A 12,881-nucleotide genomic window follows, 5' to 3' on the forward strand; every position below is an offset into this window, starting at 1 on the left:
TTTCATTCTCGATGATTATTAGTTTTCAGCGATGTTAATTTTAATAAAATGAAACTTTTGAAAGATAGAAAGGATCGTTATTTGTGAAACAAGTAAAGTTTATACATGCGGCTGATTTGCATTTGGATAGTCCGTTTAAAGGAATGGAGATGAATGTTGCGCAGTCTGTTTGGGAGAGAATGAAGCAAAGTACGTTTGAATCATTTGAGCGTATTGTTGATAAAGCGATTCAAGAGCGCGTTGATTTCGTATTACTAGCTGGGGATTTGTATGATGCGGAGACGAGAAGTTTGAGGGCGCAAGTGTTTGTGCGTGAGCAAATGAAGAGACTTTCGCAGTACGATATCCCTGTTTTTATTATTCACGGTAACCATGATCATTTAGGGGGAAGCTGGGCAGCAATTGAGTTTCCGGAAAATGTTCATGTATTTACTGAGCCTTATGTAGAAGAGAAATCATTTTATAAAAATGGTGAGCTATTAGCTTCTATTTATGGGTTTAGTTATTTGCAGCAAGCGGTAACGGATAATATGACAGCGCAGTATACGAAAATGAGTGATGCGCCTTTTCATATTGGCATGCTTCACGGAAGTGTGGAAGGAGATGCAGAGCATAATCGCTATGCACCGTTTCAAATTCGTGAGTTGAAAGAAAAACAGTTTGATTATTGGGCTCTTGGCCATATACATAAACGTGAAATTTTATCAGAAGAGCCATACATTATTTATCCAGGGAACATACAAGGTCGTCATCGTAAGGAAACAGGTGAGAAGGGTGCGTACCTTATTGAACTTACGAAACAAGGAACGCATTGCTCATTTTTCCATACGGCAGATGTTGTATGGGATGAGATCGAAGTTTGTATTGATGGACTTGAAACTGTTGATGAACTTATGACGAGCATGTCAACTGCGCTGAATGAGTGCCGAAGAGAAGAGGAAGGGACGCTTTTAACTGTCGTATTCACAGGGCAGGGCCCACTTTCTCCTTATTTGCGTGACGAAAAGCGTGTGGAAGAGATTTTTCACATTTTAGCATCTGGCGAAGAGCGAAAAGATTTCGTATATGCAATGAAGTGGAAAAATGAGACGGTTTCTTTTGCGGAAATCGAACGTTTGAAAGCGGAAAATCATTTCGTCGGTAGTGTGCTAAAGGAGCTAGAAGCTTTCACAAATATGGACGGCGTGTTGCGCACCATTTGGACATCTCCTGTAGCGCGTAATAGTATTGAATCTTTTACAGAAGACGAGAAGAAAGAGATTCAAAAGGAAGCAGAAAATATTATTTTAGAACAATTATTCCAGCAAGAGAGGGATAAAAAATGAGAATTGAAAAACTCCATATTTATGGGTACGGAAAATTAGAAAATGTGGAAATGGATCTTTCCTTGCTGACGGTGTTATACGGTGAAAATGAAGCGGGGAAATCGACAATTCGCTCGTTTATGAAAAGTATTCTGTTCGGTTTTCCGACGAGAGGACAGCGCCGTTATGAGCCGAAAGAAGGCGGGAAGTATGGCGGTGCGCTGACTGTGCAAACAGAGCAGTACGGCCGTTTGAAAATTGAACGATTGCCAAAGACGGCAACTGGCGAGGTGACCGTTTATTTTGAAGACGGGAAAACGGGCGGCGAGGAAATTTTAAACGATATATTAAGCGGGATGAATGAAAGTTTATTTGAATCGGTCTTTTCATTTGATATGCATGGTCTTCAAAATATTCATCAGCTCGGCGAAGCGGATATTGGCAATTATTTATTTTCAGCAAGTGCAGTCGGAAGCGATGCGCTATTACAGTTAGATAAAAAGCTAGAAAAAGAAATGGATCAGCGTTTTAAACCGAGTGGGCGTAAACCGGAAATTAACGTGTCACTGCAAGAGATGAAGAAGCTTGAAGAGAAGATGAAAGAGTGGCAAGGAAAAATTGGCACGTATGAAAAACAAGTGGAGCAGTTAAAAGAAAGTGAAGAGAAGCTTGCTTCTGTTCGCGTGGAAAAAGAGAATGCAGAAAAGCGAAAGCAAGATTATGAAATATTAGCAGCGCTTGAGCCCCTCGTTATTGAAAAGCGTGCGCATGAGAAAGTGTTAGAAAATGAGAGCGGGCAGTTTCCTGTAAACGGAATGGCGCGCTATGAAGCGATTAAGGCGAAGATGGAGCCGCTTCAGTTACAAGTTGATTCGCTCCATAAGAAAATCGAGACAGTGCAATCGGAAATTGCCTCGATTCAAATAGATGAAGAGTTTTTACAAAAAGAAAGTTATGTAGAAGAACTTCGTATGCAACATATGTCTTACGAAAATGCACGCCAAGAAATGCGTGATATGACAGGAAGTATTGCGAATATAAAAAAAGAAATTGCAGAACTAGAACAGCAAATTGGTGCTACTTTTGAAAAGGAAGCGGTTCTTGCGTTTGACATGAGTTTGGCAACGAAAGAATTAATTACGCAAACCGTGCAAAAGGCACGTGAATTAGAAACGCAAAAAGCACAGCTTGATGATCGTTTTAAAGTAGCGCAAGAGCAATTAGAAGAACAAGAAGAAAATATAAGACAGATTCAGAAACAAATGTTAGTTGATGAAGAGCGAAATACGTTAGTTGAGAAAGAGAAATCGTTCCAAGATGCGGCGTTTATCGGTATGGGCGCAGAGAGAATGAAGCGCAAGTATGAGGAAAAAGCAGGAGTAGCTATGCAAAAGAAAAAGCAGTGGCAAAGAGTTTGTCTTCTGTTACTTCTTATTAACACGCTTGTTTTATTCACAAGCTTATTTATAGACAACCGCCCGCTCTTATTTATTAGTGTTATTGTTTTTGTAGGGATTGTTCTTGCCCTTGTTTTATATAAAGATCCGTCAAGTGGATTACAAGAAGAGCTTCTTACTCTTCAGCAAAGTGCTGGCGGGAGACAAAGTGAAGAAGCGCTGTCTGTGCGCTATCAGTTAGAAAAAGATGAAGAGATTCGTAAGCTATTTGAGCGTGAGTCTTATAAATTGCAGCAAATGGAGCGAGCTTATGATAAAGTCGTTTCATCGTATGAGGAATGGGAGAGAGAAACGTTCCAGGCGGGAGAACAAGTAGATGCATATAAAACGCGCTATATGTTCCCTGATTTTTATACGTATGCGCACATATTGCCGGCGTTTGAGCGTATAGAAAAAATGCAGCAATTATATCGTGAATTAGAGAAGCAAGGCACACGAAAATCTTCATTATATGAAATGATTTCGCAATTTGAACATAAACTAGAAACTGTTATCGGTAGTGCGGAGTATAGTAAGTTGTATGAGGCGCAAAGGCTTATGCAAAATGAGAAAGAGAAGAGACAAACTTGTAAGCAGTTGAAAGAGAAACTAGCTGAATGGCAAGAAGAATATGAGTTCATGCAAGAGCAATTAAAGCAATTGCTAGTAGAACGAGACAGTTTATGGCATATTGCAGAGGCTACAGATGAAGAGATGTTTTTAGAAGCAGGTAAACTAGCGGGAAAACGTGAAGATGCTGAGAAACAAGTAGTGCGTTTATTACCGCAAATTGATCTGTTAGAACAGCGTTTAAAGAGTTTATCATTAGCTGAACATTACGAAGCTGACGGTTATGAAGAGAAATTAAAGAGAGAAATTACAGTCGTGCAAAACTGTCTGGCGCAAGAGAAAGAACTGACAGAGCGCATTGCGAAACATCGTATGGAAATTGTGAATTTAGAAGAAGGTAGTACGTACGGCGATTTAATGCATGAGTGGGAAATGAAAAAAGCGCAAGTACGTGAACAAGTGAAGAAGTGGGCTGCTTATGCGGCCGCAAAAACGGTGTTAACGAAAACGAAGCAATATTATCATGAAGTGCATCTGCCTCGTATTTTACAAAAATCAGAAGAGTATTTCGTCTATTTAACGGGCGGACGCTATAGTAAAATCTTTTCACCGTCAGAGGCGGAGCCGTTCGTTGTTGAACGTAACGACGGTATACGTTTTTACAGTCATGAACTAAGCCAAGCGACAGCGGAGCAGTTATATTTATCGCTGAGATTTGCACTTGCGAAAACATTTGAACACGATTATCCATTTATTATTGATGATAGTTTCGTGCACTTTGATGCGGTAAGGACGGACCGAACGATTGAACTAATAAAGGAAATCGCAAAAGATAGACAAGTCATCTTCTTTACATGTCATGCGCATTTACTCGCGTATTTTACAGAAAAACAGATTGTAAAATTAACACATAAGCGTAAAGAAAATGAGTTGTGATATGCTATACTAAAAGTAACTGATTTGGTGGAGGAATTCGAATGAAAAAGAAAATTGCAGAATATGAAGTTGGTGAACAAGTCGATGTTTTCTTGTTAATTAAAACAGCGACAAAAGGTCTAGCAAGTAATGGAAAGCCATTTTTAACAGTAATCTTACAAGATCCAAGTGGAGATATTGAAGCGAAGCTATGGGACGTATCACCAGAAGTTGAGAAACAATATGTAGCAGAAACAATCGTTAAAGTAGCTGGTGATATTTTAAACTACAAAGGACGTATTCAATTGCGTGTGAAACAAATCCGTGTTGCGAATGAAAATGAAGTAACAGACATCTCGGATTTCGTAGAAAAAGCACCAGTGAAAAAAGAAGATATGGTTGAGAAAATTACACAATACATATTTGAAATGAGAAATCCGAACATTCAACGTCTAACAAGACATTTGTTAAATAAGCATCAAAACGAATTTTTAGAATATCCAGCAGCGACAAAGAACCATCACGAATTCGTATCTGGACTAGCTTATCACGTCGTATCGATGCTAGATTTAGCGAAAGCTATTTCAAATCTATACCCATCATTAGATAAAGACTTACTATATGCAGGCGTTATTTTACATGACCTTGGTAAAGTAATTGAACTATCTGGCCCAATTTCTACAACGTATACGTTAGAAGGAAATTTACTAGGCCACATTTCTATCATGGTGAACGAAATCGGTAAAGCAGCAGACGAATTGCAAATCGATGCAGAAGAAGTATTAATTCTTCAACACATCGTCCTTTCTCATCACGGAAAAGCGGAATGGGGTAGCCCAAAACCACCATTAGTAAAAGAAGCAGAAATTCTGCATTACATCGATAACTTAGATGCAAAAATGAACATGATGGACCGCGCATTAGGACGTACAAAACCAGGTGAATACACAGAGCGTGTCTTCGCACTTGATAATCGTTCGTTCTATAAACCGACGTTCCATAATTAAAAGTGTGAATAAAGTGGCCTCATTAAGTTTTAAAAGCTTAGTGAGGCTGTTTTCTTTATTAAAAATTAAATGAAATAGTTAAGAAGTACGCATGGGATTAACGAAGAACGATTAAAACATATCTCACCACTAGAATGGGAGCATATCAACTTTAATATGGCAGATACTTAGAATCGCTTCAGCCTGTATAACAGGCCTAAAAATAAGAGTTGAAACTTGTTTAGCATCTATTTTTGTTAAAAGGTGGGAGAATTGTGCTATGATGTGGGCAAATATAAAACTATCTAAAGGAGGGATTTACATGCCGCATATTGTGTTTCGTGGAATTACTACTGAACAATTAAAACACATAAGCAAGCCATTAGTAGAAGAGCTCGCAGAGATTTGTGAGTGTGGTACGGATAATTTTACGTTGGAACTACCAAGTTCTACGTTTATATTCAATGGAGAAGAAATAGAAGCGTTTCCTCTTATTGAAGTGAAATGGTTCGAGCGTGGACAGGAAATTCGTAATCGATTTGCCAAGGCCATTACTACATATGTAATGGATTTTGGACTTCCAGAAGTAGAGATTGTATTTACGGTTTTCACAGAATCAGCGTATTATATTAACGGGAAGCATTGTGCAAGTTAGAGCTATTATAAATGTTTTTGTAACATTTATCCCGCATTAACGGGCAGTAAGACCCCGACCTCAAAATTCAGCGGAAGCAAAGAAGTTAGGTGGGGGATCAACTGTCCGTAAAAGCCCGATTGGTGTGGGCTAATAATCAGTGGGGATGAACAAAACCCCCACTGATTAAAGTTTCACTTTATAAGGGATAGAACCACATCGCTATCAAGCTAACTAGACAAAATACCCTCTAAAAAGAGCAAGGCGTTATTCTTTCTGAGAAATCATAGGAAAGGATAACGCCTTTATATCAATTTTAATATAATCGATTCACTTCTTTATAAAAAGTTTGGTTATTTTATTGAAGCTTATTCCACAAACACACCCGTTTGTTCACTTTTTACTGTTTGAAAGCCATACTTTTTATATTGATTCATTTATTGGAAAAACCGAAAGTTTTAAACGCTCTCTATTACATATTTATTTTTGGAAAAATAGCCTAACTCCAAATACTAATAATACTGTGCCAGTAATACCCTCTATTGTACGGTTCACCTTTTCTTTTCTTAAAAAAGTTCTTAATTGACGTATTAGAGAGATATAAAGTAAATACCATATTGCTGTCAAAGTCGTAAATGTGAATCCCAACAAAAGAAATTGGAAGAAATGACTTTGATTACTCACAATAAATTGGGGTAGAAAACTAAGGAAAAATACAGCCGTTTTTGGGTTTAAGATTGCCGTGGTAAATCCTTGTCTAAAACTTTTAACCGTTCCAATATCCTTAGAGTTTATTTCCACTGAACCTGACATCTCTTCTTTTTTAGAAAAGGCACTTTTAATTGACTTTACAGCTAAATAAATTAAATAAAATGCCCCAGCATATTTTATTAATGTAAATAGCATAGCAAATTTCATTAAGATAGCAGAGAGTCCTAGTGTAGCCATTATTGTATGAATCATCATTCCAGATACCGTTCCTAAGACGGTCTTTATCCCACCATTTCTACCATGAGAGATAGTGTTTTTTGTAACTAAAGCAAAACCGGGACCAGGCATCATTATAATAAGGAGTGCTGTAAGGATAAATAACATATAATTTTCCATGTTATGGTATTTCCTTTCTGATTTTTAGTTTCGCTTATAGTATAGCTTTTTTCCTTAAAACATTAAATATAAAAAGTGTGATCAGGATAGTATCATAAACTTTCAAGGAGTTGTAATTGAATTATAGAGGGCTTCACTTAAATAATGTTCTTCTGTAAATGAGCGTTTTTTAATTACTTTTTCTCGGAACACTCTTAATTTTCTTTCGTTTATCGAGGGTATTAGTATCAACTTGACCAAACATTATCCAAAAATTACATTTAACATTTACGAAAGCATATTCGAATAATCATTCATTAAATTTCTTATCAATCACCAAAAATTAATTATCATAAGGAAGAGGTACGTGAACTTTTATTTAAGAAATTACTTATTCTTGAAAAAAATGAATTAACTCCCCATAAATAATTGTAAAGATATAAAATTCTATAATTCCCTCGGAGCAAAAAAGTTGTCTTTTATAGCAACGAAGTTCATTTTTATCGTTTTGGGGTAGTGTATTCTTGTTAGCTTGATGGGCATGGAGAGCTTTGAGTCTTTAGCTTGATAGTGATGTGACGCTATCCAGAAATTAATGATTTTACACCCTAAATGTTATTTAACAAAAAAATCTTGAATTCGAGATTTTTTACTTGCTTTTCAATCACTTGAGGTGTAAAGTGATAGTAACGAAAGCGATTGAGTCATATGAAAAACATATACTCAGTTGTTTTCGATTAAAAAACAAAGTAACTTATACAGTAAAAACTAAGATGAATTTACAAAAACATAATTAAGAATAAATTGAAAAGCTAAAAACCATATTAGTTGTGGGAAATGTTATTTTTTTAGTTATCACTTGACTAGTAAAACGAAACGGAGGAATAACCAATGTATAAAATTAAAGGGCATCATCACATTTCAATGGTTACGAAAAATGCAAATGAAAATAATCACTTTTATAAAAACGTGCTTGGCTTGCGTCGTGTGAAAATGACAGTAAACCAAGATGATCCGTCAATGTACCACTTATTTTATGGAGATAAAACAGGAAGTCCAGGTACGGAATTATCATTTTTTGAAATTCCATTAGTAGGAAGAACATATCGCGGTACGAATGCGATTACTCGAATTGGATTACTTGTTCCTTCAGAGGATAGCTTGCATTACTGGAAAGAACGCTTTGAAAAATTTGATGTGAAACATAGTGAAATGACAACATATGCAAATCGTCCTGCTTTGCAATTTGAGGATGCTGAAGGTCTTCGCTTAGTACTACTCGTTTCAAACGGGGAAAAAGTAGAGCACTGGGAAACTTGGGAGAAATCAGAAGTTCCTGCAGAGCATCAAATTCAAGGAATGGGTTCTGTGGAAATGACCGTTCGTAGACTTGATAAAATGGCGAGTACACTTACAGAAATGTTTGGTTATACAGAGGTTAGCCGTAGCGAAGAGGAAGCAATTTTTCAATCCATTAAAGGAGAGGCTTTTGGAGAAATCGTTGTGAAATATTTAGATGGACCTACTGAAAAGCCGGGCCGAGGGAGCATTCACCATTTAGCAATTCGCGTGAAAAACGATGCAGAGCTTGCCTATTGGGAAGAACAGGTGAAACAAAGAGGCTTCCAGTCTTCAGGAATCATCGACCGTTTCTACTTTAAAAGCTTATATTTCCGTGAATCAAACGGAATCCTTTTTGAAATTGCGACAGATGGACCAGGATTTACAGTTGATGGAGATGTGGAACATTTAGGAGAAAAACTTGATTTACCACCGTTCTTAGAAGATCAGCGTGCAGAGATTGAAGCGAATTTAGCACCTATTGAAGAGAAGTAATAGGAGAGAAAATATAAATTAAAAACTATTGGAGGAATATAAAATGAACCAATTAAAAGGAATTCACCACGTTACAGCGATTACAAGTAGTGCAGAAAAGAACTATGAGTTTTTCACTCACGTTTTAGGAATGCGTTTAGTTAAGAAAACAGTAAACCAAGATGATATTCAAACGTATCATTTATTCTTTGCAGATGATAAAGGGAGTGCAGGAACAGATATGACATTCTTTGATTTCCCAGGTGTTCCGAAAGGAGTACACGGTACAAATGAAATTTCAAAAACTTCATTCCGTGTTCCGACTGATGCAGCATTAGAGTATTGGGTGAAACGATTTGACCGTCTTGAAGTAGAACATACAGGAATTAAAGAGCAATTTGGTAAGAAAACTCTTTCTTTCGTTGACTTTGATGACCAACAATATCAATTAATCTCAGATGAACTTGATAAAGGAATCGAATCAGGTACACCGTGGCAAAACGGGCCAGTACCATTAGAATATGCAATCACTGGTTTAGGACCTGTATTTATCCGTATTGCAAACTTTAGCTTCTTCAAAGAAGTGTTAGAAAAAGTTCTATTATTTAAAGAGGTTGCGCAAGAAGGGGAATTCTATTTATTTGAAGTGAACAAAGGCGGAAACGGTGCATCTGTTATTGTAGAACATAATACAGTTCTTCCTGAAGCACAACAAGGTTTTGGTACAGTGCATCATGCGGCATTCCGCGTAGAAGATCGCGCTGTATTAGAAGAATGGATTGAGAGAATCAGTAGCGTAGGACTTCCTTCATCTGGATATGTAAACCGTCACTTCTTCGAATCATTATATGCAAGAGTTGCACCACAAATTTTATTTGAATTCGCAACAGATGGCCCAGGATTTATGGGAGATGAGCCATACGAAACGCTTGGCGAAAAATTATCTTTACCTCCATTCCTAGAGCCAAAACGTGAAGAAATTGAAAAATTAGTTCGTCCAATTGATACAGTGAGAAGTACGAAGGAATTTATTAAAGAGTAAAAATAGAGATAATAAGTAGGAGAGCAAGTAGTTTTAGCGGAGTGCTGGAATTGCTTGCTTTTTATTTGTCCCGTTAAGTTTTCTGACAATTGTTTCTCAAGTTATTAAAAAGGAAAAGTTTGGTATAATTAATTAAAATATTTAATTTTCTGATAATTATTTTTCAATACATAGAAAAGGAGTGGTAATATACAATTTTGATAATTGTATAAAAATCCTAATTTTGTAATTTTGGAGAAAAGGGGATGCGAGTGTATGGGAGCAGATGTAGTAACGCGGGAGCAAATGAGACATTCTTTAGATGATTGGTATCGTGTAATGTTACAGCAAAATATAGAGAAGGCTACGGAAATGAAAGAGGAGATTGAAAGTAAGATTAGTGGGTTGGATGTGGATCAGGAGTTATCTTTGTATTTTACCTTATTAGATTTTAGATATAAAATGCTGACGGATTGGTTGAGTATAAAAGAAAATAGTTTTGAGAGAATAGAATCTTTTGAAATTCCAACTAAAGGGTTTTTAGCATATTATTATCATTTTTTTAAAGGAATATATTGTACTTCAATGTCTAAATATAGCGATGCAAAGGAAAGTTATGAAAAAGCAAATGAACTACTGAAATACGTTTCGAACTCTTTAGAAAATGCAGAGTTTGATTATCGTATGGGTAATTTTTACTATCAGACATATCAACAAGTTAATGCAATTGATTATTTGAGAAAAGCGAAAGAAGAGTTTAAAAAACATATAGGTTGCGAAATAAATATAGCGCTATGTGAAAATGCTTTTGGTCTGTGTTGTGTAGATTTGAAAAATTATGAACTCGCGGAAGAAAGCTTTAATGCTGCTATGGATATTTTCCAAAAGGTAAATTATGAAAAATATATTTTAATGGTGCGTCATAATTTAGCCTTTTTGTATGCTAGTCAAGATTTATCGGAACTTGCAGTTCGTCATGCATCCGAAGTTACAAAAAAACAGCCGAAATTTTTTAAAGCGCTATTTGTTGAAGCGCGTGAATGTTATAAATTAGGGCAATATCAATTGGTAGCAGATCTGGTTGAAAAAGGTTTGGATATTTGTAAAGAATTAAATAAGGAAGAGTTTCAATATCGTTTTATGATTTTGAAAAGCGTAAACGAAAAATCACCTACATTAAGCTTAGAGCAAGTAGTTTTAGAAGGTATTACTTATTTTGAAAAAGAAGAGCTATGGGAGTGTATACAGGAATACGCTGAAATGTTAGCTCTAAGGTTTTATAAAGAAGAGAATCACAATAAAGCAAGTTATTATTTTTACATGAGTCATAAAGCTCAGAAAAAATTATTAAAAAAAGGGGCGCTAAAATAATGAAAAAGATTCACTTTGGAATGTTAGGGATTGCGCTAGTAGGTGCGTTATCAATTGGAGTTAACAGTGCGTTTACAAATCAAGCATTAAATATAGGAGAAACAGGAGGAGCACCAGCAAGACCAGACTATGTTAGCTTCAATAAAGGCGACGGAGGAGCGCCAGTAAAACCGGACTATACTAGAGGCGACACAGGAGGAGCACCAGCAGATAATAAAGGCGACGGCGGCGGAGTAAGCCAACTATAATAACAAAGAAAGGGACTTCAACATGAAGTCCCTTTTTCTATTTTCAGGCCATGTAGAGAAAAGAATTGACTTACTTTAAATATGTAACTATAATGGTTACAGAATAACCATTAGTAATAGAAATGAGTTATATTTTTTTAGTATAATTGTAACCATTTCAGTTACAATTAAAAAGAGAACATAAAATAACCAAAAAATGTAAAAACTTTTAAATAGCAACAAGAGAAAGGAGACGGGAACTTTGAAACGGTTTAAGTTTTATATGATTAGTGGTATTGTGCTCGTTTTGTTAATTGTTTGTAACTTCGTTGAGAAGCCGATTGCGAAGGTTGGAGAAGTGAAAGATACTGTTATGATGAAGCTGAATACGAAAGAGAGTATGGCGCAAATTGATGGGCAAACGATTTATTTTAAACAAATTGGTGAGGGGAAACCTCCGTTACTTATGTTTCACGGGTTTGGTGGTTCTTCTGATGGGTTTAGTGATATTTATCCAGAACTAGCGCGAGACCATACGATTATAGCGGTTGATATTTTAGGGTTTGGGCGTTCTTCTAAGCCAGTTGATTTTCAGTATTCGTTTCCTGCGCAAGTGAATTTATATTATAAGTTAATGAAGAAGCTCGGATACGATCAGTTTGCGGTGCTCGGCCATTCAATGGGCGGAGAGATGTCCCTTAATTTAGCGTATTTATATCCGGATGCAGTGACGCATCTCATCTTGGCGGATGCTACAGGGATAGAGTCTTTCCAGCAAAAAGAAAGTTATGAAGTACCACCGCTATCGACGGACTTACAAACTGTAACTGAAATTACGAAGTATAATAAAAATGAAGTGAAAAATAGTCGGGATGATAAAGAGCATTATGATCAGCTTACGAAAATGAGAGAGCGCCGCATTGCGATGGAAGCTGATAAAATTAAGGTGCCGACTTTAATTATATGGGGACGACATGATAAAAGTGTTTCTTGGAAAAATGGTGAACTGTATCATGGGCTATTTGCGAATAGTACGTTTCATATTATTGAAAAAGGATACCACGCACCGTTTCGTCAGGAACCAATTGAGTTTATGGAATATGTACAAGCATTTTTCGCGAAGCATCCACAATAAAAATTTTAAGCATAAATCCACTTCTTTCCTCATAAAGTGAAACTAATAAGGCTTGTCTAAGGAAAGGAATGAAGTGATTTGGAAACTTTACCATGGTGGGTTTATCTTGTAATTGTCGGGATTGTACTAAGTGGCTACATGGTTTTATATACTTCGAAAAAAGAGCAAGATATGGATAATGAGTTTATTGAAAAAGAAGGCGAAGTATATATGAAGCGCTTAGAAGAAGAGCGTGAGAAACGTAATCAGGATAGTGATAAAGATTCGGTATTGCTTTAATAGATTACATTTAAAGAAGAGAAATATATTGTATTTCTCTTCTTTTTTATTATGTTAAATATTTGTATAAGAGAAAAGTATAGGTTTCGTTTGTTAGCTGTC

At 36.3% G+C, this 12,881-nt stretch carries 11 protein-coding genes; 10 read left to right on the forward strand and 1 reads right to left on the reverse strand.

All coding sequences use genetic code 11. The features are described 5' to 3' along the window. The first annotated feature begins 83 nt into the window (after window positions 1–83). The 4 genes from MRP26_RS09695 to MRP26_RS09710 all read left to right on the forward strand — a co-directional run bounded on the left by MRP26_RS09695 (window position 84) and on the right by MRP26_RS09710 (window position 5,866). Complete coding sequence (locus tag MRP26_RS09695; protein ID WP_182811156.1) at window positions 84–1,325, forward strand: metallophosphoesterase family protein; 1,242 nt, start codon at window positions 84–86, stop codon at window positions 1,323–1,325. After that, the gene (locus MRP26_RS09700; protein ID WP_197241372.1) at window positions 1,322–4,246 is read left to right on the forward strand and encodes an ATP-binding protein; all 2,925 of its coding nucleotides are present in this window, start codon (window positions 1,322–1,324) and stop codon (window positions 4,244–4,246) included. The genes MRP26_RS09695 and MRP26_RS09700 overlap by 4 nt, the downstream gene beginning before the upstream one ends. Window positions 4,247–4,287: 41 nt before the next feature. Next, window positions 4,288–5,232, forward strand: coding sequence for a 3'-5' exoribonuclease YhaM (gene yhaM, locus MRP26_RS09705; protein ID WP_000726652.1), 945 nt, complete (start codon window positions 4,288–4,290; stop codon window positions 5,230–5,232). 301 nt (window positions 5,233–5,533) lie between these two features. After that, entirely contained in the window at window positions 5,534–5,866 is a 333-nt protein-coding gene (locus MRP26_RS09710) for a DUF1904 family protein (RefSeq protein WP_053565094.1), read from the forward strand. A gap of 459 nt (window positions 5,867–6,325) precedes the next feature. On the opposite strand, the gene MRP26_RS09715 is transcribed toward MRP26_RS09710, so the two are convergent. Then, window positions 6,326–6,952, reverse strand: coding sequence for a LysE family translocator (locus tag MRP26_RS09715; protein ID WP_053565093.1), 627 nt, complete (start codon window positions 6,950–6,952; stop codon window positions 6,326–6,328). A gap of 870 nt (window positions 6,953–7,822) precedes the next feature. Here MRP26_RS09715 and MRP26_RS09720 point away from each other — a divergent pair. The 6 genes from MRP26_RS09720 to MRP26_RS09745 all read left to right on the forward strand — a co-directional run bounded on the left by MRP26_RS09720 (window position 7,823) and on the right by MRP26_RS09745 (window position 12,779). Continuing rightward, entirely contained in the window at window positions 7,823–8,767 is a 945-nt protein-coding gene (locus MRP26_RS09720; RefSeq protein WP_053565092.1) for a ring-cleaving dioxygenase, read from the forward strand. 43 nt (window positions 8,768–8,810) lie between these two features. After that, window positions 8,811–9,788, forward strand: coding sequence for a ring-cleaving dioxygenase (locus MRP26_RS09725; RefSeq protein ID WP_001072581.1), 978 nt, complete (start codon window positions 8,811–8,813; stop codon window positions 9,786–9,788). Between the two features lie 255 nt (window positions 9,789–10,043). Continuing rightward, window positions 10,044–11,138, forward strand: a complete 1,095-nt coding sequence (locus tag MRP26_RS09730; RefSeq protein WP_197241371.1) for a response regulator aspartate phosphatase — start codon at window positions 10,044–10,046, stop codon at window positions 11,136–11,138. Next, on the forward strand, window positions 11,138–11,386 hold the full coding sequence (locus tag MRP26_RS09735) for a Phr family secreted Rap phosphatase inhibitor (RefSeq protein WP_197241370.1): 249 nt from the start codon (window positions 11,138–11,140) through the stop codon (window positions 11,384–11,386). Before MRP26_RS09730 ends, MRP26_RS09735 begins: the two co-directional genes overlap by 1 nt. Before the next feature lie 241 nt (window positions 11,387–11,627). Further along, window positions 11,628–12,500 (forward strand): alpha/beta fold hydrolase, encoded by an 873-nt coding sequence (locus MRP26_RS09740; protein ID WP_197241369.1) that lies wholly within the window; start codon window positions 11,628–11,630, stop codon window positions 12,498–12,500. A gap of 78 nt (window positions 12,501–12,578) precedes the next feature. Next, window positions 12,579–12,779: a sporulation YhaL family protein gene (locus MRP26_RS09745; protein WP_000449223.1), complete on the forward strand. Its 201-nt coding sequence runs from the start codon at window positions 12,579–12,581 to the stop codon at window positions 12,777–12,779. Window positions 12,780–12,881: the final 102 nt, after the last annotated feature.

This window comes from Bacillus sp. CCB-MMP212 (genome assembly GCF_022748145.1).
In the GTDB taxonomy this organism is placed as follows: domain Bacteria; phylum Bacillota; class Bacilli; order Bacillales; family Bacillaceae_G; genus Bacillus_A; species Bacillus_A cereus.

Bases quoted from the DNA above. Each gene is read 5' to 3' on its own strand.
- MRP26_RS09700 (WP_197241372.1), top strand. From the start codon at position 1,322: ATGAGAATTGAAAAACTCCATATTTATGGGTACGGAAAATTAGAAAAT.
- yhaM (WP_000726652.1), top strand. From the start codon at position 4,288: ATGAAAAAGAAAATTGCAGAATATGAAGTTGGTGAACAAGTCGATGTT.
- MRP26_RS09710 (WP_053565094.1), top strand. From the start codon at position 5,534: ATGCCGCATATTGTGTTTCGTGGAATTACTACTGAACAATTAAAACAC.
- MRP26_RS09715 (WP_053565093.1), bottom strand. From the start codon at position 6,952: ATGGAAAATTATATGTTATTTATCCTTACAGCACTCCTTATTATAATG.
- MRP26_RS09720 (WP_053565092.1), top strand. From the start codon at position 7,823: ATGTATAAAATTAAAGGGCATCATCACATTTCAATGGTTACGAAAAAT.
- MRP26_RS09725 (WP_001072581.1), top strand. From the start codon at position 8,811: ATGAACCAATTAAAAGGAATTCACCACGTTACAGCGATTACAAGTAGT.
- MRP26_RS09730 (WP_197241371.1), top strand. From the start codon at position 10,044: ATGGGAGCAGATGTAGTAACGCGGGAGCAAATGAGACATTCTTTAGAT.
- MRP26_RS09735 (WP_197241370.1), top strand. From the start codon at position 11,138: ATGAAAAAGATTCACTTTGGAATGTTAGGGATTGCGCTAGTAGGTGCG.